A 21635-nucleotide genomic window follows, 5' to 3' on the forward strand; every position below is an offset into this window, starting at 1 on the left:
GTGCAACAGGGATGTTCGCCAGCCGGATGTCCTATCGGCTTCGCGGGTGCCGCCGCGCCCGCAAACAAAAGCCGCAGCGGATGTGCTGGGAACGCCCCAGCCGAGCATGGCTCGGCTCTACCTGCGTAGCGCTATCCACACAGGCTGTGTCTTGCTGTATCCACAAGTTGTGGATAAGCCTTTGCAGCCCTTGCGCTGCATGGCTTTGCGGGCGCTGGTGATTTTTTGACCAGAGCCCGCCTGGCCCGGTCAGGCAGGCGCCAAGGTGGCGACGTTACAATGGCCCACCTTTTCAAGACTGGAGTTGTCCATGTCCCGCCAGATCATCAACACCGCCAACGCCCCGGCCGCCATCGGCCCGTACTCGCAGGCCGTGCGTGCCGGCAACACCGTGTATTTCTCCGGCCAGATCCCGCTGGACCCTGCTACCGGCGAGATCGTCGCCGGTGACGTGACCGCACAGGCTCGCCGCGCCTTCGACAACCTCAAGGCCGTGGCCGAGGAAGCCGGTGGTTCGCTCGACAAGATGGTCCGCCTGGGCCTGTACCTGACCGACCTGGGTGAGTTCGCCAAGGTCAACGCCGTGATGCAGGAATACTTCCAGGCCCCGTTCCCGGCCCGTTCCACCATCGAAGTGTCGGGCCTGCCGAAGGGCGCCGCGTTCGAAGTCGATGCGATCATGATCATCGACTGATCCTTACATCGGATCCGGTTGTTGCCGCAGATGCCCGGGAAACCGGGCATCTGCATTTCAGGACGGCGGCAGCCGGGTGCCGCTTGGGGTTTGCCCGGTCCAGCGCTTGAAGGCGCGGCGGAACTCGCGGGCATCATTGAAGCCGAGCTGGTTGCCGATTGCTGCAACCGCAAGCTCCGGGTCCTGCAGCAGTTCCAGCGCACGTTCGGTGCGCACCCGGTCATGTACCTCGGTGAAACTGGTCTCCTCGTCGGCCAACTGCCTGCGCAGGGTGCGCTCGCTCAGGTGCAGGGCCAGCGCGATTTCACTCATCTGCGGGTTGTCACGCAGTCGTGGCCGCAGCTGGCGCTCGACGGCGGCAGTGGTTTCGCCGCGGCCAGCCAAGGTGGCCAACTGCGCATGGCATAGGGACAACGCCTGTTGCGAGGTGACCGGGTTGTAGCTGGCAAATGGCAGCTGCATCCAGCGCTGGTCCAGGACGAGCGCATGGCGTGGCTGGTTGAAGCGCAGTTCGCAGCGGAACAAGGCCTGGTAGTGATCGATGCAGCTCGGTGGCGGGTAGCCCAGTTCCAGCCGCAGCGGGCTGAACTCATTGCCGGCAAGCTCGCGGCCGAGCATCACGATGCTGGAAAACATTTCCTCGCATAGGAAGGGCAGCAGGTCATTGGCCTCGTCCGGCGCCGTGGCGACGATGGCCAAGCTGGTGCTGTTGTTGTCCTCCAGGCTCAGGCTCATCAAAGGGCCAAGATTGCGCTGGTAATCCAGCCCGATCCGCACTGCATCGCCGAACGTGCGCGCGGTCTTCATCGCCAGGCCAAGCAGGCCGAAGTTGCCGCCGTTCTGGTTGCCGCCCATGGCCAGCCCGACCCCGGTGATGGGAAACGTGGGCAGGGCGCGGCGTATCACTTCTATCGCCTGCCGATAGGAAATGCGGGTGCTGGGGTCATTGAGTTGCGTGGCACTCAATTGCAGCCCGTTGAGCCAGTTGTCGCTGTTGAGGCCGAGCTGTTCGGCCAGCAGCAACAGCCCACAGAGCATGTTGGTTGGAACGTTGGCGATGCTCAGGCGGTCGCCGCCGCCACTCCTGCGATGCATGCAAGCCCCTCCAGCTTGTCCGCTTTGCCCCCCCAAGTATGCCGTTCTTGCCCTTCGCGTGAACACTTCCTGAAGGCCAGACTGCGCCCAACATCTGCCGGCGTATGGGAGAAAAAGATAATGCAGCGCAGCATCAGCTGGGTAATCGCCACCGGAGTGGCACTTTTGGCCGGCTGTCAGCAGCAGGCATCCGCGCCGGCCGTGGCCGCCGCCGATGCGGCATTTGCGGCCACCCTGCAGGAGCGCCTGCTCGATGCCAAGCCGGGCGACGTGATCGATATCCCGGCCGGCCGGCATCAGTTCGAGCGCAGCCTGAGCCTGCGCGCTGACGGGGTGACCATCCGTGGCGCCGGCATGGACCAGACCGTGCTCAGCTTCAAAGGGCAGAAGGCCGGTGCCGAGGGGCTGCTGGTGAATGGCGACAACTTCACCATCGAGAACCTCACCATCGAGGACTCCAAGGGCGACGGGCTGAAGATCAGCGAGTCGGAGAACATCACCATCCGTGGCGTCAAGGTGCAGTGGACCGGCGGCCCCAGCACCAAGAATGGCGCCTATGGCATCTACCCGGTGCTGACCAAGAACGTGCTGATCGAGAACACCATTTCCATCGGCGCCTCCGATGCCGGCATCTACGTCGGCCAGTCCGATGGCGTGATCGTGCGCAATAGTCGCGCCGAGCAGAACGTGGCCGGCATCGAGGTCGAGAACACCCGCAACGCAGACGTCTACGACAATGTGGCTACCGGCAATACCGGCGGCATCCTGGTGTTCAACATGCCGGGCCTGTCGCAGCAGGGTGGCAACATCCGCGTGTTCAACAACAAGGTCATCGCCAACAACCACGAAAACTTCGGCGCCAAGGGCACGCCGGTGGCCAGCGTGCCGGCCGGTTCGGGCATCGTCATCAACTCCAACGATGACATCGAGGTGTTCGACAATGAAGTGCGCGACAACGCCACCACCAACATCATCGTTTCCAGCGTCTATTCCACCGGCTACAAGGACAGCAGCGCCTCGGCCAATTTCGATCCCTACCCGGAGCGCATCTACATCCACAACAACACCTTGTCCGGCGGCGGTGACTCGCCCGATGGGCTGGATCTGAAGGCGCTGAAAGTGGCGTTGTATGGCTTGACCGGGAACTTCCCCGATGTGCTGTGGGATGGCTATTACAACAAGGAGCGGATGGTGGACGGGGTCAAGGTTGGCCCGCAGATCTGCCTGCGCAATGTCAGTGGCGTGGTCAACGCCGATGGCCCGGGCGGTTACAAGAACCCGAGCAAGGACGGCAAGCCATTCGAATGCGATCTGCCGCGCTTGCCGGCCATCGACCTGAAGCGTGGTTGAGGCCTGGGCATGCGCAAGCTGATTGTGCGGGGAATGGTGTTGGTCGGTGCCTTGCTGGTGCTGGCCGGGTGCGGCAAGCCGGAAGCGGTGCACTTCTTCGAGCAGGGCCAGCCCGCTACGCTGGATGAGTGGCATGTGCTGCGTGTTCGCGATGGCAGGCTGTCACTCAATGATGGCGTGGTGCCGTATGACCTGAACACGCCGTTGTTCAGTGATTACGCGCACAAGCTGCGCACGGTGTGGATGCCAAAGGGCCAGGCGGCGGGTTACCAGCCCGAGCACGCGCTTGATTTCCCGGTCGGCACCATTCTCAGCAAAACCTTCTACTACCCATTGCCCGCTACTGGCGCGGCCGACGGCAAATCGGTGGCGCGCACGCCACCGGCGCAGTCGTCGCTGCAGGGCGAAACCCTGGACCTGTCGAAGGTACGCCTGATCGAGACGCGGCTGCTGGTCCACCGCAAGGAAGGCTGGGTGGCCTTGCCCTATGTCTGGAACAAGGCGCAGACAGAAGCCCGCTTGCAACGCACCGGCGCCAGCGTCGATCTGGAGCTGGTCGCCGCCGATGGTGCGCGCGAGGCGTTTTCCTATCAGGTGCCTGACCAGAACCAATGCGGCGGCTGCCATATCACCGACAACCGCTCGCGCAAACTGCAGCCGATCGGCCCCAAGGCGCGCCATCTCAATCGCGATTTCGACTATGCCGGCGGCCGCGACAACCAGCTCGCGCATTTGTCGAAACTTGGCTATCTGAAAGACCTGCCGGCGGCGGACCAGTTGCCGCGCATGGCCGATGCCAGCGACCCGGCGGCGCCGCTGGAGGCACGCGCACGCGCCTATCTGGACGTGAACTGTGGGCACTGCCACAGCCGTACCGGGCCGGCCATCACCTCCGGGCTGTGGTTGGACGCGCCCACCCAGGATCACTTGAAACTGGGCATGTGCAAGCAGCCGATCGCTGCCGGCAAGGGCACCGGCAACCGCCGTTACGACATCCAGCCCGGCGATGCCGACGCGTCGATCATCGCCTACCGCATGGACAGCGATGACCCGGCGGTGATGATGCCGGAGGTGGGGCGCGCGGTGGTGCACAAGGAGGGCGTGGCGCTTATCCGGCAATGGATCAATGCGCTGAAGACAAACTGCGATTCGGCGGGCGAAGGCCAGCCGGGCAATACGGGCCCGCCGGCGGTCTGACGCCGGCATACCTCACTGCGTGGGAGAGAACGCGATGCGAGTGAAGCAACGGAATCTGGTAGTTGGTTTGCAGCGGGCCATGGCCGGGCTGATGGTGTTGGGGGCGGCTGCCCCGGCAATGGCACAGTCGGCGACGGAGGATGCTGCCACCACGCTTGATCGCATCACCGTCACCGCGCAGAGCCGGCAACAGGAAATACAGGATGTGCCGATCGCCCTGCAGGTGGTCGACCAGAGCCTGCTCAATGACGTGGCGGCGGAGAACCTGGGCGACATCGACAGCCTGGTGCCCGGCCTGGTGATCAGCGCAGTACAGCCGACCCAGCCCTCGTTCAAGCTGCGCGGTGTTGAAACCGATGACTTCGGCATTGGTACCGATCCGGCGGTGGGCATCTTCGTCGATGGCGTTTACGGCGGGCGCGGTGGTGGCGTGCTGCTGCCGTTCGTCGATGTGGAGCGCATCGAAGTATTGAAGGGCCCGCAGGGCACCTTGTTCGGCCGCAATACCGCCGCCGGTGCGATCTCGCTGATCACCCGCCGGCCGCAAGCCGAAACCGAGGCGCGTGCCACGGTGCGCGTGGGCAACTACGGCAAGAAGTACGCCGACGCGATGTGGAACATCCCGACCGGCGACAACTCCGCGCTGCGCTTCAATGCCTTGATCAACACCAGCGATGGTTGGTTCCAGGACGGTGCCACCGGCAAGGACCTGGGCGGCGAGAACGTCTGGGCCACGCGCGCGGCCTGGCAGACGCGAATCGGCGACAACACCACCGCCTACGTCACCTGGGACCATGAAAGCCTGGACCAGAACGGCCGCGTCACCACCGGCATCGTGCCGTTGCCGGCGTACCCGCAGCGGCCGCCGGTACCGGTGGACCCGGACGACTATCTCGACCCGCGCAAGATCAAGACCTACAGCGATGCCGACAACGCCGAATGGCGCACCTTCGACGGCGTCAGCCTGATCGTCGATCACGCCTTGTCGTGGGGCAACTTCACCTCCACCAGCTCCTGGCGCCAGTACGACTCCACCAACCACACCGAGGAAGACGGTACCAACCGCTTCGACCTGTACGTGGACTCGAAGAACACCGAGAGCAACGAAACCTTCTACCAGGAGTTCAAGTTCTCCGGCAGCAACGAGCGCTTCGACTGGGTGGCCGGCGCCAGCTACTTCAACGAGGACGCGCGCCAGACCAGCGAGGTCAATACCAACACCGAGGCGGTGGACAACATCATCCGCAACATGGGTGTGGCGTATCAGTTGGGCATCCCCGATGGCAGCCTGTTCAACTTCACCTCGATGCTGGCGCAGATGAACGGCATTCCGATCTCGCTGGTCGGCGAAAAGTGGAACGAGCGCTTCAACAACACGCTGGAGACCACTTCATACGCTGCCTTCGGCGATGTCATCTGGAAAGCCACCGACCGCCTGAACCTGACCTTCGGCCTGCGCTACACCCGCGACGAGAAGGACTTCAGCTGGCTCAATACGCCGCGCAATGCGCCGGGGCTGGAGGCCAAGCTGGGCACGCTGGAGGCGGTGGGCTTCTTCCAGGCGCTGGCGCAGATGGGTATCCCGATCACCCGCGAACTGCTGACCTTCGACATGGCCTTCATTGATCCACCGGCCATGGCCAACAAGGGCAAGCTGGTGCGTGACAAGAAGAGCTGGAGTGACTGGAGCCCACGCTTCGTCGTCGACTACCACCTCAACGACGACACCATGGTGTTCGGCTCGCTGGCCAAGGGCTACAAGGCCGGTGGCTTCAACGCGCTGCAGATCGGCCCAGCGTTCGAGAACGAGGACGTGTGGAATCTGGAAATCGGCCTGAAGCAGAGCTTCGATCGCCTCTCCTACAACGTGTCCGTCTTCCATTACCAGTACGACAACCGCCAGGCGATCCGCTTGATCGACCCGGATCCGAACAATCCGGTCGATATCCCCGTCTATGTGTTCGACACCAGCGATCTGGAGGCCACTGGCGTGGACTTCGACATGCGCTGGAAGGTCACCGACGCCCTCACCCTGGATGCGGCGGCGGAATGGATAGATTCCAAGTACAAGAACTACGTGACGCCGGAAGGTGTTGATCTGGACGGGGCACCGACCGGAGAACCGCGTTTCAGCGCATCGGCCGGCGCGGTATATCTGGCTGACCTGGGGGGCAACGGCCAGCTGCGCTTCTCACTGCGTCACGCCTACCGCGGCGCTCAGCGCTGCAACGAAGGCTCCGACCTGCAGGGTGATTGCGGCATCAGCAAGCTGCTCAACATCGGTGAATCCCAGCAGCGTACCGACGTACGCGTGGGCTGGACCTCACCGCTGAAGCATTGGAACTGGGCGGTGTACGCCAACAACGTATTCGACAAGCAATACGTGCGCGGCCTGAACACCTATGGCCACGACCCGCTGGGCGTAGTCGGCGCAACCATCACCGACCCGCGCACCTACGGCCTGGAGATGACAGTGAAGTTCTAACGGCTAAAGCCCCTCTCCCTGTGGGAGAGGGGTTGGGGTGAGGGCCGGCAACACCGCACCAAGGCGCCAATCGACAAAGCAGTAAATCAGCACTTGGGGAGTAGGGAACCCCGGCGTCCAACCACGCCGGGGTTTCTGTTTGCGGCGCATGACGGCATCCTTATGCAATGTCTGCACGCCGTGACCTCGCCACCCTCGATCTATCCACCGAACCACTGAGCCATCTGGCCGGGGTTGGGCCACGGGTGGCAGCCAAGCTGGAAGCCCGTGGCCTGAGCACCTTGCAGGACCTGTGGCTGCATCTGCCGCTGCGTTACGAAGACCGCACCACGCTGCTGCCGATCCGCGCGCTGAAGGCGGGCATGGCTGCGCAGGTGGAGGGTAGGGTGGAAGCGGTGGAGCGTGGCTTCCGCTACCGGCCGGTGCTGCGGGTGGCAATCAGCGACGATTCCGGCGCCAGCCTGGTGCTGCGCTTCTTCCATTTCCGCGCCGCGCAGGTGGCGCAGTTCGCCGTCGGCCGGCGTCTGCGCGCCTATGGCACGCCGCGCGCGGGCCAGCATGGGCTGGAGATCGTGCATCCCAGCTACCACATGCTCGGTGATGGCGAAGATGCGCTGCTGGGCGAACTGCTGGACCCGGTGTACCCGGCGGTGGAGGGAATTGGCCCGGCCAGCCTGCGCAAGCTGATCGGGCAGGCATTGGACCGCTTGCCCGCTGCCGCCGCGCTGGAGTTGTTGCCGCCGGCTTTTCTCGCCGGCATGGGCCTGCCATCGCTGCGTGATGCCTTGCTGACCATGCACCGGCCACCGGCCGATGCGGATATCGCTGCCTTGGGTGCGGGCACACACCCGGCGCAACGGCGGCTGGCGATGGAAGAGCTGCTGGCCCATCACCTGAGCCTGCGCCGGCAACGCATCGCGTTGCAGCAGCACCGCGCGCCTGCGCTGCGCGGCCGCGATGGGCTGGTCAAGGCCTTGCGTGAGTCGCTGCCGTTCAAGCTGACCGGTGCGCAGCAGCGCGTATTCGATGAGATCCGCAAGGACCTGGCGCGCGCGCATCCCATGCTGCGCCTGGTGCAGGGCGACGTGGGCTCGGGCAAGACCGTGGTGGCTGCGTTGGCAGCGATGCTGGCGGTGGAGCGCGGCAAGCAGGTGGCCCTGGCTGCGCCAACCGAACTGCTGGCCGAGCAGCATCTGAACAATCTGCGCAGCTGGCTGGAGCCATTGGACGTACGCGTGGCATGGCTGGCCGGCAAAGTCACCGGCAAGGCCCGCGCCAAGGTGCTTGAAGACGTAGCCAGCGGCCATGCGCAGGTGGTGGTCGGCACGCATGCGCTGATGCAGGACAGCGTGGTGTTCAGCGATCTGGCCCTGGCCATCGTCGATGAACAGCACCGCTTCGGCGTGCACCAGCGCTTGGCATTGCGTGACAAGGGCGCAACGGCCGGGGTGGTGCCGCATCAGCTGGTGATGACCGCCACGCCTATCCCACGCACCTTGGCGATGGCGGCGTATTCGGATCTGGATGTGTCGGCCATCGACGAACTGCCGCCCGGGCGCACGCCGGTACAGACCATCGCCATCAGTGCCGAACGGCGCCCGGAACTGGTTGAACGCATCCGCGTGGCCTGTCAGCAGGGCCGGCAGGTGTACTGGGTATGCACCTTGATCGAGGAGAGTGAGGAAGATGCCGGGCCGGGCAATGCGCGCATGGACGCGCAGGCCGCGCAGACCACGTTTGAAACATTGTCGGCGCAGTTGCCGGAGCTGCGCATCGGGTTGGTGCATGGGCGCATGAAAGCTGCGGAAAAGCAGGCGGCAATGCGCGCATTCAAGCAGGCCGAAACCGATCTGCTGGTCGCTACCACGGTGATTGAAGTCGGCGTCGACGTGCCCAACGCTTCGTTGATGATCATCGAGAACGCCGAGCGCCTGGGGCTGGCCCAGCTGCATCAGCTGCGTGGCCGTGTTGGCCGTGGTGCCACTGCCTCCAGCTGCGTGTTGATGTACCAGGCGCCGCTGTCGGCGATGGCGCGTGAACGCCTGGAGACCATGCGGCTCACCAACGACGGCTTCCTGATCGCGGAAAAAGACCTGGAACTGCGCGGTCCCGGTGAGTTGCTGGGCACCCGCCAGACCGGTCTGGCGGCATTCCGCGTGGCCGATCTGGCACGTGATGCGGGCTTGCTGCCAACCGTGCACGATCTGGCCGAACGTCTGCTCAGCGATGCGCCGGATCTGGCTGACCGGATCGTGCGCCGCTGGATCGGCGGCGCGGTGCGCTACGCATCGGCCTGATTGCATGCTTCCACTGTCATGGAGGAGGTGACAGACTCCATGACCAACCAGAAGTGAAGCAGAAGATGAGCAAGAAGATACCGTTGCTGATTGATACTGACCCGGGCGTGGACGACGCACTCGCACTGCTGATGGCCTTTGCCGATGAGCAACACGAAGTGGTCGCGTTGACCGTGGCAGCGGGTAACGTCGGCCTGGAATACACCGTGCGCAATGCGCTGAAGCTGTGCGAAGTGGCTGGCCGCGAAGACGTGCCTGTGTTCGCCGGTACTGCCGATCCGCTGGTGTACCCGGCTGAAGATGCTGCGCACGTGCATGGCCGCGACGGCTTCGGCGACGTGGACCTGCCGCTGACCGCACGCAAGGTGGAAGCCGAGCACGCAGCGTTGGCGATCCTGCGGCTGTCACATCAATACGCAGGCGAGTTGTTGCTGGTTGCACTTGGCCCGCTGACCAATATCGCGCTGGCGCTGAAGCTCGATCCCAGCCTGCCGCAACGCGTGAAGCGCTTTGTGGTGATGGGCGGCGCGATCACCGGCCACGGCAACATCACGCCTGCTGCCGAATTCAATATCGCCTTCGATCCGGAAGCGGCGCATATCGTGTTCAGCACCTTCCCGTTTATCGAAGTGGCGGATTGGGAGGCGACCATCGCCCATGGTTTGATGCACCGCGATGTCGAGCAGTGGTTGGCTGCCGATACCGCCAAGGCGCGCTTCTATGAGTTGATCTCGCGCAAGACCCGGCTGTGGTCGGAGGACAGTCGTGGTGAGCGTTGGTACGCCGCCGATGCATTGGCGATGGCCTGGGCGTTGCAGCCGGAAGGTGGCAAGGTGGTCGAGCAGCGGCCGCTGTCGATCGAACTGACCGGTAGCCGCAGCCGTGGTGCCACCATCGTCGACTGGAACCGCCAGACCGGCGCGCCGGACAATACCGCGCTGCTGATCGGCTACGATCAGGCCCGCTTCGAAGCCCAGGTGCACCGGGCGCTGGGCGAGTAACGGCCCGCTGAAGAAGGGGATTGGAGGCTGGCTTGCCAATTGCGGCAAGCCGGGCCTATAATGGCGGTCTTGACCACCAGCCTATACGGTGTGAGCCCCATGAAGGCCGATATCCATCCCGATTACCACAACGTCGTTTTCCACGACGTGACCTCCGATTTCAAGTTCTTGACCCGTTCGACCATGTCCTCCAAGGATACGGTCAAGTGGGAAGACGGCGAAGAGTATCCGCTCGTCAAGGTTGAAATTTCCTCGGCTTCGCACCCGTTCTACACGGGCAAGCACAAGGTTATCGATACCAGCGGCCGCATCGACAAGTTCCAGAAGCGCTACGCGCGCTAATAGAACTGTTGTTGCTGCACAGACAACGGCCGCGCCCTGCGCGGCCGTTGTTTTGTCTTGCCTGTCGCACGGCTGAACCATTGCAGAATCTGGCGGTAGTGCCAGTGTGACGCTGTGTCGCGCTGAATCCCCGGCTATAAGACTTTTGTCTTCGCAATCTGCAAATGCTGCTGTGCGATAATCGTCGGAACCGCAGTGCAAAACTGCGGAATTCCTTCACGCGCCTGCCCGCACCCCATTCGTCAGGACAGGCGCCTTCCACTTGAGGAGCGCACACTGTGTCCGATCTTGATCAGGTCACGCTCAACGCCGGCGAAAAGTCGGTCGTTCTGCCTGTCGTCAAACCCGTCCTGGGCAATAACTGTGTCGATATCTCGAAGCTGACCAAGGAAACCGGTCTCTTCACCTACGACTCTGGCTACACCGCTACCGCCAGCTGCAAGTCCGCCATCACCTATATCGATGGTGACCAGGGCGTGCTGCTGTATCGCGGCTATCCGATCGAGCAGCTGGCTGCCAAGTCCAGCTTCGTCGAAGTGGCTTACCTGCTGATCAATGGCGATCGCCCGAGCGCCGACCAGCTGAAGGCTTTCGAAGCCGAACTGACCGCCGAAGCCGGCGTCGATGATTCCATCAACACGCTGATCGGCAGCTTTGCCAAGGACGCGCATCCGATGGCGATCCTGGCTGCCTCGATCGCGCAGCTGTCGGCCAAGTACCACGCTGCACTGGATCTGGACGACGCCGAACAGCGCCGCCAGGCTGCCGTGCGCCTGATTGCCAAGGTGCCGACCCTGTCGGCCCTGATCTACCGTCACGGTGCAGGCCTGCCGGCCAACAAGCCGGACACCTCGCTGGACTACGTCAGCCGCTTCCTGAAGCAGACCTTCGAGTCGGCTGATGGCAAGTACGATCTGAACAAGGACGTGGTCAAGGCACTGGATCTGCTGTTCATCCTGCATGCCGACCACGAGCAGAACGCCTCGACCTCGACCGTGCGTCTGGTCGGTTCCACCGGCGCCAACCCGTACGCTTCGGTCGCCGCTGGCGTGACCGCGCTGTGGGGCCCGGCACACGGCGGCGCCAACGAAGCCGTGCTGAAGATGCTGGAAGAGATCGGTTCGGCCGACAACGTCGAGTCCGCCGTGGTCAAGGCCAAGGACAAGACCTCGGGCTTCCGCCTGATGGGCTTCGGCCACCGCGTCTACAAGAACTTCGACCCGCGCGCCAAGGTGATCGGTGAGATGACAAAGCAGGTGCTCGGCCAGCTCGGCGTGCAGGATCCGCTGCTCGACGTGGCGATCAAGCTGGAACAGGCTGCGTTGCAGGACGAGTATTTCGTCGCCCGCAAGCTGTACCCGAACGTCGATTTCTACAGCGGCATCATCTACAAGGCACTGAACATCCCGACCGAGATGTTCACCGTCATGTTCGCGCTGGGCCGCACCGCGGGTTGGGTGTCGCATTGGCTGGAGCAGCAGGTTGATCCGGAGATGAAGATCGGCCGTCCGCGCCAGGTCTACACCGGCCACGACGTGCGCGACTACAAGTAATGGCCGTGGCGCAGTGATGCGCCGCTACCATTACCGCAAAAGGCCCCGCTTCGGCGGGGCTTTTTGTTTGTGTTTCTCTCCCGCAAGCGCAGATTGGTAGCTCTGTGGTGCCGAGCCATGCTCGGCAGGAGCTTTGCCGGTAAGGCCTCTGCCGAGCATGGCTCGGCACTACCGTGCTCTTACGCTTCCTGCGCCAGCAGCTGCTTGAGCTGCGCCACTGTCGCGCGTGGCAGGGGCTTGCCGTCATCCGGCGATACCGGAGGCTGCCGCAGGCCATCTTCGGGCAACACCACCAGTTCGAAGGCGATGCCATCGGCGGCGAACTCACAGCCCGGGTAAAGCTGTCTTGAGGAATGCCCGGCCAGGCGCAAAGACCAGGTGCGTGGTTCGGCAGGAATGCGCTGATCGTGCAGGAAACGCTGTACCGCGTCGGGGTCATCGCAGTGCAGATGCAGGATGACCGGGCTGCTGCCGGCAGCAAGCCCACTCAATACTGCGCCTGCCAGACGTGGCTGGAAGGCCTGCAGGAACTGCATGGCCTGCAGTGCAGACTCGCGATGCAGGCGCAGCGCGCCGGGTTGGCTGGCAGAAGCAAACAGCAGCTGGTGTTCGCGCAGCGCCTGCTCGATCTCACTCAGCCGTGGCCACAGGGCTTCGCTGTTGATGCCCAGCTTGCTGGCGGCCTTGCGGCGTGCGTGTTCAAGATCATGGATGCCACTTTCGGCGATCAGGCGAGCGGCTTCCTGCGCAATCAGCTGCCGTTCGCGGGCGTTGCGTGGGAGGGAGTGCGGTGACGATGACGGCATCGGGCTCTACCTGGTGGCTGCTGGCCCGATTGTAGGCAGGTGGCGGGGCTTGCGCCCGCCACCTGCCGGCTCGATCAGAAAATGTCGAAGGCTGCGTCGTCGGTGGCGTGGTCCTGCTGGCCGAAGTCGAAGTCCTGTACGCGGTCCAGGTCTTCGGTCTTGACCCATTCGGTAGCGCCGTTGAGCGTCGCCTGGACCATGCCCGAGGGCGGATCGTTCTTGGCGATGGGGGCGTCCTTCAATGCCACGCGCATGTAGTCGATCCAGATCGGCAGTGCTGCCTTGCCGCCATATTCGCGGTAGCCCAGCGAGCGGAAATCGTCGCGGCCAACCCAGACCGTGGTTGCCAGCGGGCCGCCGAAGCCGGAGAACCAGGCATCGCGGTGGTCGTTGGTGGAGCCGGTCTTGCCGCCCACGTCTTCGCGGCCCAGAACCTTGGCGGCGGTGCCGGTGCCGCGCTGGACCACATCACGCATCATCGACACCAGCTGGTAGGCGGTGCGTTCATCGATGGCGCGCGGCGCGGTACGGGCGTTCGGGTTCACCGGCTTGGTTGCTTCGATCGCCTCGGGCTTGGCTTCGGCCGGCTTGGCGGCAACCGGCGCCGGTGCTGCCTCGGCGCCGAAATTGAAGCCGTCCACGACCTGGCTGACCGGTGCCGCACCGGCGGTCGAGGTGCCGCCGCAGCCGCGGCAGGCCATGGCCGGGTTTTCCTTGAAGATCACGTTGCCGTCGCGGTCCTTGATCTCGTCGATGATCCAGGTGTCCACGCGCGAGCCGCCATTGGCGAACACGGCGTAGCCGCGCGCCACCGACAACGGGGTCAGCGAAGCGGTGCCCAGCGACATCGACAGGTTCGGCGGCAGTTCGGCTTCCTGGAAGCCGAATTCGCTGATGTATTTGCGCGCATAGTCCACGCCCATGCTGTCGAGCAGGCGCACCGAGACCAGGTTGCGTGACTGCACCAGGGCCTCACGCAGGCGCATCGGGCCGCGGAAGCCGCCGCCATCGTTCTGCGGCTGCCAGGTCTTGCCGCGGCGGTCGCGGAACACCACCGGTGCATCCAGCACGATCGAGGCCGGGTTGAAGCCCTTGTCGAATGCGGCAGCGTAGATGAAGGGCTTGAAGCTGGAGCCGGGCTGGCGCCGGGCCTGGGTAGCGCGGTTGAACTTGTTGCCGGCAAAGCTGAAGCCGCCGACCAGGGCACGCAGTGCGCCGCTTTCAGCGTCTACCGATACCAGTGCGCTCTGGCCGCGCGGAATCTGGTCGATCAGCCATTCGCCTTCCTTGCTGCCGGCGCGCACGCGGATCATGTCACCGCGGGTGACCAGCTTGGCGGGGCTGCGGTTGGTCCAGCGGCTTGCGGCCACCGGCAGTACCAGCTCGCTGCGGTCGGCCAGTACCACGGTGATGCCGCCATCGGCATGAGTGGCCGAAACCACCGCCGGCTGCAGGCCCGACTGCGCCGGGATGCCGGCGATATGCCGGGCCAGCGCGGTGTTGTCGGCATCGGCAGCCACGTCGAAATGCTGCTCCACGCCGTGCCAGCCGTGGCGGTGGTCGTAGGTGATGAGGCCGTCGCGCACTGCGGTGTTGGCGGCATCCTGCAACTGGCCATTGATGGTGGTGGTGACGTGATAGCCCTTGTTGAGCACGTCGCCGCCGTACTTGGCGATCATTTCCTGGCGCACCAGTTCGGCCACATACGGCGCGTAGACCTGCACCGGTGGCTCGTGCGGGCTGGCATGCATGGCCACGGCCTTGGCGGCGTCCGCCTCGGCCTGGCTCACGTAGCCCAGATCGGCCATGCGCTGCAGCACGTAGTTGTCACGGCGCTGGCGGGCACGCTCCGGGTTGCTCAGCGGGTTGCCGCTGGACGGGAACTTGGGGATGCCGGCCAGCGAGGCCATTTCATCCAGGTCCAGCTCGGCCAGCTTCTTGCCGTAGTAGTACTCGGCGGCGGCGCCAATGCCGTAGGCACGGTTGCCGAAAAAGCTTTTATTGAGATACAGCTCAAAGATCTCGTCTTTGCTCAGCTCGCTCTCGATTTTGCGCGCAAGCAGGATTTCGGCGAACTTGCGGGTGTAGCTGACCTCGCTGCTGAGGAAGAATTGCCGCGCAACCTGCTGGGTGATGGTCGATCCGCCGGGTACGCCGTCCTTGGAGCCGGTGCGGGCGATCAGCCACACAGCGCGTGCAATACCTTTGTAATCGATGCCGTCGTGCTGGTAGAAACGGGCGTCTTCAGTGGCCAGGAAAGCCTGCTTCAGGCGCTCCGGGACGTCCTTCATCTGCACCGGGTAACGGCGGGTCTCGCCGAATACCGCCATCAATTTCCCTTCGTTATCATAGACATACATTGGCTCCTGCAATTCAACATTGCGCAGCGCCTGCACGTCCGGCAGCTTGGAAGAGACAACGTAATAGAGCGAGCCAAGGGCGATGGCGCCGACCAGGGAGAAGGCGACAAAGAGGGCCAGCAGCCAGCGCAGCCAGCGACGAAAACGTGGCATCCAGAAGTCCCGATTGCGGTTTTTGTAGCCGCAGAGTATAGATTACGCAGGGGAGCGGCTGGGGCCGCGTCCTGGGGAGAGCAAATGAGATACAGCTGGGCGGCGTGATGCAGATCGCGTCTCGCATTCCGGGTGGTTGCCATTTGCTGAAAAAACGTTATTAATGCGCCGGCGCAACACTTGCGTCCAAGTGCCCGTCGGCAGGGGAGAATCCGTGGGGCTTATCCCAAAGAGTCAGACGCCCATCATTGGCGTCGACATCAGTTCGACTGCGGTAAAGCTGTTGCAGCTTTCCCGCAGCGGTAACCGTTTCCGCGTGGAACATTACGCCGTGGAACCTCTTCCGCCGAATGCGGTGGTGGAGAAAAACATTGTCGAAGTTGAAGCAGTCGGCGAAGCGATTCGTCGGGCTGTTGCGCGTTCAGGCAGCAAGGCCAAGGGGGCGGCCGCCGCTGTTGCTGGTTCTGCGGTGATCACCAAGGTGATCCCGATGCCGGCGGATCTGGACGAAAACGACCTGGAAGCACAGGTCGAGCTGGAGGCGGTGAATTACATCCCGTACCCCATCGACGAAGTAAACCTCGATTTCGAAGTGCTGGGTCCAGTGCCGAACAATCCAGAAATGGTGCAGGTACTGCTGGCCGCTTCGCGCTCGGAGAACGTGGAGCTGCGCCAGTCCGCGCTGGAGCTGGGTGGGCTGACCGCCAAGGTGATGGATGTGGAGGCGTTCGCGATTGAGAACGCATTTGCATTGGTTGCCAGCGAACTGGCTGTACCCAGTGATGGCGTGGTGGCGCTGGTCGATATCGGCGCAACCATGACCACGCTCAACGTCCTGCGCGGCGGTCGCAGCCTGTACAGCCGCGAACAGGTGTTCGGCGGCAAGCAGCTCACCGACGAAGTAATGCGCCGTTACGGGCTGAGCTACGAGGAAGCCGGACTGGCCAAGCGCCAGGGGGGCTTGCCGGAGAGCTATGAGGTTGAAGTGCTGGAGCCGTTCAAGGAGGCGACAGTGCAGCAGATCAGCCGCCTGTTGCAGTTCTTCTATGCCGGCAGCGAGTTCAACCGTGTCGACCACATCGTGCTGGCGGGCGGTTGCGCTGCCTTGTCCGGTTTGCCGACCATGGTTGAAGAGCAGCTGGGCGTGGCCACATCGGTAGCCAATCCCTTGGCACAGATGACGCTGGGACCGAAGGTCCAGGCGCATGCACTGAACCAGGATGCACCGGCGCTGATGATCGCGACGGGTCTGGCCATGAGGGGGTTTGACTGATGGCACGGATAAACCTATTGCCGTGGCGCGAGGAGCGCCGCAAACAGCGTCAACGTGAGTTCTACGGGATGCTGGGCTTTGCCGCGCTCAGTGGCGTGGTGCTGTCGGGCTTGCTGTGGGTTTTCTTCAGCCAGCAGATCAGCGGGCAGAACGAGCGCAATGCCTACCTTGATGCGGAAATCGCCAAGGTGAAGGAGCAGAACAAGGAAATCGACCGCCTGGACGTGCAGAAAAAGCGTCTGCTCGACCGCAAGAAGGTGATCGAGGAACTGCAGGGCAAGCGTTCGCAGATGGTGCACCTGTTCGATTCGCTGGTGCGCACCATTCCCGATGGCGTGGTGCTGACCGCGTTGCAGCAGGAAGGCGATACGCTGACCCTGGAAGGCCGCACGCAGTCCAACGCCCGCGTCAGCGCCTATATGCGCAACCTCGAGACCTCCGGCTGGATGACCAGCCCGGAGCTGACCATCATCGAGGCGCGCGCCCAGGAAAAGACCGGCAGCGTTGTCGATATCAAGTCCTTGCCGTATGTGTTCACCCTCAAGGTGAAGTTGCCTACGCCGGGTGAAGGTCAGTCCGAGGACGGCGGTGTTGTCGTTGTCGACGCAGCTTCTACTCCGGCCCCGGCTGCCGCAGCGGTTGCTCCGGGTACAACGGCACCTGTCGTTCCTGCAGGCACGGCACCGGCCGCTCCTGTGGCCCCTGCTGCAGGGGCTGAGCAGCCCAAGGGCGAGACAGCACCGGCAGCGCCGGCGCAGAAGGAGGCGCGTTCGTGAGCAAGAAATTCAACGCCAAAGAGCTGGATTTCAACAATATCGGCGCCTGGCCACGCAACGCGAAGATCGTGTTCTGCGTGCTGCTGTCGCTGCTGATCATCGGCTTGTCGTACCTGCTGGTCGTCAGTGGCCAGCGCGAAGAGTTGGAGGGCCTGGTAAGCAAAGAGGCCACACTGCGCGATGAGTTCGAAAAAGAGCAGAAACGCGCAGCCAACCTGGAGCCGCTGAAGCTGCAGCTGGCGCAGATGGAGCAGGTGCTGCAGCAGATGCTGCGGCAGCTGCCCAGCAAGACCGAGATGCCGGACCTGATCATCGACGTTTCTCAGACCGCGTTGTCCAGCGGCTTGAACAACGAACTGTTCAAGCCCGGCGATGAGACCCTGAAGGAGTTCTACGCCGAGAAGCCGATCGCCCTGCGTCTGGTAGGCAGCTACCACCAGTTCGGTGCCTTCGTCAGCGGTGTGGCCTCGTTGCCGCGTGTGGTCATCCTGACCATGCACGACATCAACCTCAAGCCCAAGGGCGGGCAGGGCGTGATCACCCCCGGTGGTGCGCTGGAGTTGTCCGGCACGGTCAAGACCTATCGTTATCTGGATGACACCGAATTGGCTGAGCAGGAAAAGACGGCTGCCGCCGACGCCAAGAAAAAGGGAGGTAAGTGATCATGCGTAGAACTTCCTCCTTGGCGCTGGGCATGGTGTGTGTGTTGCTGATGGGCGGTTGCGCCCGTGGCATCACCAGCACACCGGGCGACGCGCCGAATCTTGAGAAATGGACTGCCGATGTACGCGCTCGTCCGGCCGAACCACTGCCGCCCTTGCCGGTGATGCAGCAGTTCGAAACATTTGAGTATTCGGCCCAAGGCTTGCGCGACCCATTCAGCGATGCCTGGGTATCCGATGACGGCAACAGCCAGTTGCGGCCAGATCCGAACCGTCGCAAGGAACCGCTCGAAGCGTTCCCGCTGGACAGCTTGGACATGGTTGGCACGATCGGTAACGGCGCTGCTGCCGTTGCACTGGTGATGGGGCCGGACAAGGTCACTTACCGTGTACGTCCAGGGGTGTACATGGGCCAGAGCGATGGTCGTGTCACCGGCGTACGCGAAGATGGGATCGAGTTGATTGAACTAGTGCCGGACGGTGCAGGTGGCTGGCTGGAACGCCCAGCCTCGCTTGCACTGGACGATCGTTGATTGATTAGGGGATAGCACGATGACTTTTACCAAAGCCCTGAGCCTGCGTCCCATCCGGCGCCATGCACTGGTCCGCGTCTGCGCCCTGGGAGTGGCGTTGGCAGCGGTGTGCGGCTCTTCCTTCGCAGCACAACCTGTTGCGGGTGTCGGCGGCGCTGCCGCAGCCACCCAGCAGGCAGTGAAGGCGGTTTCCGTTACCAAGATCGACTTCAAACGCGGCGATGACGGTACGGGACGGCTGATCATGCAGTTCGATGGCCAGGGTGCAAGCCCGGACCTGCGCAACCAGGGCAACAACGTCGTGATCGACGTTGGCAATGCCGTGTTGCCGGCTGAACTGCAGCGGCCGCTCAATGTGGTTGATTTTGCTACGCCGGTACAGCGCATTGACGCCAAGCCGTCCGGGCAGGGTTCGCAGCTGGTGCTCAGCACCAACGGCGCATTCGACTCGCTGGCCTACCAGACCGGCAATGAGTATGTGGTCGAGATCACTCCGCGCAAGGCCGACGTGGCTACCGGTGCGGTGACCTCCAAGACTGTCGCCCAGGCTGCTGCTACCGTGGCGGCGCGTGGTTACAGCGGGCGTCCGGTGACCTTCAACTTCCAGGACGTGCCGGTGCGCACCGTGCTGCAGTTGATTGCCGAGGAGTCCAATCTCAACGTGGTCGCCTCTGACACGGTGCAGGGCAATGTGACCCTGCGTCTGGTCAATGTGCCGTGGGACCAGGCACTGGACATCGTGCTGCGTGCCAAAGGCCTGGACAAGCGTCGTGATGGTGGCGTGGTCTGGGTTGCACCGCAGCCGGAGCTGGCCAAGTTCGAGCAGGACAAGGAAGATGCGCGCATCGCGATCGAGAACCGCTCGGATCTGATCACCGATTACGTGCAGATCAACTACCACAGCGCTACCACTATTTTCAAAGCACTGACCGAAGCCAAGGGCATCGGCGGCGGCGGTGGTGAGGGTGGTGGTGGCCAGAATGAGAATGGCTTCCTGTCGCCGCGTGGTCGCCTGGTTGCCGATGAGCGCACCAATACCTTGATGATCAGTGATATCCCGAAGAAGGTCGCGCAGATGCGTGAACTGATCGGTGTGATTGATCGTCCGGTGGATCAGGTGTTGATCGAAGGCCGCATCGTGATTGCCAACGACACCTTCGCCCGCGATCTGGGTGCGAAGTTCGGTATCGGCGGCAAGCGCACCTACAACGAAGGTGACAACGAGGCGACGATAGGCAGCACCACCAATGGGGTGGGTAACGCCAATCGTGGGCTCAACGTCAATCTGCCTGCGGGTAGCTTTACCACGGCCAATGGTTTGGGGCCGAGCCTTGCCTACACCTTGCTGGGTGCGAACTTCAATCTGGATCTGGAGTTGTCGGCATTGCAGGAGGAGGGGCGTGGTGAAGTCATTTCCAACCCGCGTATCGTCACCGCCAACCAGCGCGAGGGCGTGATCAAGCAGGGTAAGGAAATCGGTTATGTCACCATCACTGGCGGTTCCGGTGGTGTTGCAGCTACGCCGAACGTCCAGTTCAAGGAAGTGCTGCTGGAACTGAAGGTCACTCCGACCATCACCCAGGACAACCGTGTCTTCCTTAACATGAACGTGAAGAAGGACGAGGTCGATCGCTACCTGCCTGTCGCCAACTTCGGCGTGGTTCCGATCATCAATCGCCGTGAAATCAATACCGCGGTTCTGGTGGATGACGGTCAGACTGTGGTGATCGGTGGTGTATATGAGTTCACCGATCAGGAAAGCGTCAGCAAGGTCCCGTTCCTCGGCGATATCCCGTTCCTTGGCAATCTGTTCAAGAAGCGTGGTCGCAGCAAGGACAAGGCCGAACTGCTGGTCTTCGTGACCCCGAAGATCCTGCGCGTGGCCAAGGCCGCCCAGTAAGCACCTGTTACAGTTAAGGAAAAGGGCCGCGTATCGCGGCCCTTTTTTTTTTACTGGCCGGCGTTTGGAACCATTTCATCGTAGATCAGTCAAACTGCGCCTATGAACCTGCCTCCCCAACTGCCCAACCACGCTGATGCCCCGGTCCGCGACAGCGGCCTGCACCAGGAATTCACTGCATTGCGCGGCGCCTTGGCCGGCGAAATCGTTGGCCAGTCGTTGCTGGTCGACCGGTTGCTGACCGCCTTGCTGGCCGATGGCCACCTGTTGGTGGAAGGCGCGCCCGGGCTGGCCAAGACCACCGCCATCCGGGCGTTGGCCTCGCGGATCGATGCCAGCTTCGCGCGCATCCAGTTCACTCCGGACCTGCTGCCCGCCGACCTCACAGGTACCGATATCTGGCGCTCGCAGGAGGGCCGTTTCGAGTTCCAGGCCGGGCCCATCTTCCATCCGATCCTGCTGGCCGACGAAATCAATCGCGCCCCGGCCAAGGTACAGTCGGCCCTTCTCGAAGCGATGGGCGAGCGCCAGGTGACGGTTGGGCGCAACACCTATCCGTTGCCGGATGTGTTCCTGGTGATGGCAACGCAGAACCCGATCGAACAGGAGGGCACGTTCCCTCTGCCCGAGGCGCAGTTGGATCGCTTCCTGATGCATGTGCGCATCGGTTACCCGGACGCCAGCGCCGAAACCGAAATTCTGCGGCTGGCGCGTGAGCGCGCCCTGCGCGCAATGCGCCCGCAGCCCTCGACGACCGAGAAGATATCGCTGCAGAAGATCGAACAGGCGCGCCGTGAAGTGCTGGAGCTGCATATGGCGCCGCAGCTGGAGCGCTATCTGGTTGCGCTGGTTCTGGCATCGCGTGACGCCAGCGCCTATGACGCCAAGCTCGCCAAGCGCATCGCCTGGGGTGCAAGCCCGCGTGGCTCGATTGCGCTGGAGCGCTGTGCCCGTGCCCGTGCCTGGTTGGCCAACCGCGATTATGTAACCCCGGACGATATCCGCGGCGTCGCCGCGGATGTGCTGCGCCATCGCGTGCTGCCCAGTTACGAAGCCGCGGCCGAAGGTTGGGATGGTGAGCGCCTGGTGGCAGCCCTGCTTGAATGCGTGCCCCTGCCTTGAGGCCGGGTGTGCCAATGTTCGCCACAATTGAAATGA

The 21635-nt window shown here is 63.2% G+C and carries 18 protein-coding genes; 15 read left to right on the forward strand and 3 right to left on the reverse strand.

The window, feature by feature from the left end; all coding sequences use genetic code 11:
• Together ACVOKO_RS09750 and ACVOKO_RS09755 are read left to right on the forward strand one after the other, a co-directional pair.
• Positions 1-229 (forward strand): hypothetical protein (locus tag ACVOKO_RS09750; RefSeq protein ID WP_346498731.1); only part of this gene is annotated, 229 nt, incomplete at its 5' end.
• An 81-nt stretch (positions 230-310) separates the two neighbouring features.
• The gene (locus ACVOKO_RS09755; protein ID WP_057629049.1) at positions 311-694 is read left to right on the forward strand and encodes a RidA family protein; all 384 of its coding nucleotides are present in this window, start codon (positions 311-313) and stop codon (positions 692-694) included.
• Positions 695-751: 57 nt separating this feature from the next.
• On the opposite strand, the gene ACVOKO_RS09760 is transcribed toward ACVOKO_RS09755, so the two are convergent.
• Entirely contained in the window at positions 752-1789 is a 1038-nt protein-coding gene (locus ACVOKO_RS09760) for an AraC family transcriptional regulator (protein WP_346498732.1), read from the reverse strand.
• A 120-nt stretch (positions 1790-1909) separates the two neighbouring features.
• Between ACVOKO_RS09760 and ACVOKO_RS09765 the strand changes: the two genes are divergently transcribed.
• The 7 genes from ACVOKO_RS09765 (at position 1910) to ACVOKO_RS09795 (ending at position 12014) form a co-directional block, all read left to right on the forward strand.
• A complete protein-coding gene (locus tag ACVOKO_RS09765; RefSeq protein ID WP_346498733.1) occupies positions 1910-3139 on the forward strand; it encodes a parallel beta-helix domain-containing protein in 1230 nt (409 codons plus the stop codon).
• Positions 3140-3148: 9 nt separating this feature from the next.
• Positions 3149-4336 carry an SO2930 family diheme c-type cytochrome gene (locus ACVOKO_RS09770; protein ID WP_346498734.1) on the forward strand — a complete coding sequence of 396 codons (1188 nt, stop codon included), beginning with the start codon at positions 3149-3151 and terminating at the stop codon, positions 4334-4336.
• Between the two features lie 79 nt (positions 4337-4415).
• Positions 4416-6821: a TonB-dependent receptor gene (locus tag ACVOKO_RS09775; RefSeq protein WP_346498735.1), complete on the forward strand. Its 2406-nt coding sequence runs from the start codon at positions 4416-4418 to the stop codon at positions 6819-6821.
• Positions 6822-6988: 167 nt separating this feature from the next.
• Positions 6989-9118 carry an ATP-dependent DNA helicase RecG gene (recG, locus tag ACVOKO_RS09780; RefSeq protein ID WP_346498736.1) on the forward strand — a complete coding sequence of 710 codons (2130 nt, stop codon included), beginning with the start codon at positions 6989-6991 and terminating at the stop codon, positions 9116-9118.
• Positions 9119-9183: 65 nt separating this feature from the next.
• Positions 9184-10119: a nucleoside hydrolase gene (locus ACVOKO_RS09785; protein ID WP_346498737.1), complete on the forward strand. Its 936-nt coding sequence runs from the start codon at positions 9184-9186 to the stop codon at positions 10117-10119.
• 99 nt (positions 10120-10218) lie between these two features.
• Positions 10219-10461: a type B 50S ribosomal protein L31 gene (locus ACVOKO_RS09790; RefSeq protein ID WP_057629116.1), complete on the forward strand. Its 243-nt coding sequence runs from the start codon at positions 10219-10221 to the stop codon at positions 10459-10461.
• 278 nt (positions 10462-10739) lie between these two features.
• Positions 10740-12014 carry a citrate synthase gene (locus tag ACVOKO_RS09795; protein WP_346498738.1) on the forward strand — a complete coding sequence of 425 codons (1275 nt, stop codon included), beginning with the start codon at positions 10740-10742 and terminating at the stop codon, positions 12012-12014.
• A gap of 179 nt (positions 12015-12193) precedes the next feature.
• Here ACVOKO_RS09795 and ACVOKO_RS09800 read toward each other — a convergent pair whose 3' ends face one another.
• On the reverse strand, positions 12194-12820 hold the full coding sequence (locus tag ACVOKO_RS09800; protein ID WP_346498739.1) for a hypothetical protein: 627 nt from the start codon (positions 12818-12820) through the stop codon (positions 12194-12196).
• A gap of 74 nt (positions 12821-12894) precedes the next feature.
• Positions 12895-15333 (reverse strand): penicillin-binding protein 1A, encoded by a 2439-nt coding sequence (locus tag ACVOKO_RS09805; RefSeq protein WP_346498740.1) that lies wholly within the window; start codon positions 15331-15333, stop codon positions 12895-12897.
• 214 nt (positions 15334-15547) lie between these two features.
• Between ACVOKO_RS09805 and ACVOKO_RS09810 the strand changes: the two genes are divergently transcribed.
• The 6 genes from ACVOKO_RS09810 to ACVOKO_RS09835 all read left to right on the forward strand — a co-directional run bounded on the left by ACVOKO_RS09810 (position 15548) and on the right by ACVOKO_RS09835 (position 21599).
• Positions 15548-16606 (forward strand): pilus assembly protein PilM, encoded by a 1059-nt coding sequence (locus ACVOKO_RS09810; protein WP_346498741.1) that lies wholly within the window; start codon positions 15548-15550, stop codon positions 16604-16606.
• On the forward strand, positions 16606-17382 hold the full coding sequence (locus ACVOKO_RS09815; RefSeq protein WP_346498742.1) for a PilN domain-containing protein: 777 nt from the start codon (positions 16606-16608) through the stop codon (positions 17380-17382). Before ACVOKO_RS09810 ends, ACVOKO_RS09815 begins: the two co-directional genes overlap by 1 nt.
• Positions 17379-18044 carry a type IV pilus inner membrane component PilO gene (locus ACVOKO_RS09820; RefSeq protein WP_346498743.1) on the forward strand — a complete coding sequence of 222 codons (666 nt, stop codon included), beginning with the start codon at positions 17379-17381 and terminating at the stop codon, positions 18042-18044. The genes ACVOKO_RS09815 and ACVOKO_RS09820 overlap by 4 nt, the downstream gene beginning before the upstream one ends.
• Positions 18045-18046: 2 nt before the next feature.
• On the forward strand, positions 18047-18577 hold the full coding sequence (locus tag ACVOKO_RS09825; protein ID WP_430980750.1) for a pilus assembly protein PilP: 531 nt from the start codon (positions 18047-18049) through the stop codon (positions 18575-18577).
• A 19-nt stretch (positions 18578-18596) separates the two neighbouring features.
• A complete protein-coding gene (locus ACVOKO_RS09830; RefSeq protein ID WP_346498744.1) occupies positions 18597-20477 on the forward strand; it encodes a type IV pilus secretin PilQ in 1881 nt (626 codons plus the stop codon).
• A 102-nt stretch (positions 20478-20579) separates the two neighbouring features.
• Complete coding sequence (locus ACVOKO_RS09835) at positions 20580-21599, forward strand: AAA family ATPase (RefSeq protein ID WP_346498745.1); 1020 nt, start codon at positions 20580-20582, stop codon at positions 21597-21599.
• Positions 21600-21635 lie beyond the last annotated feature (36 nt).

This window comes from Stenotrophomonas sp. STEN240, from assembly GCF_056756175.1.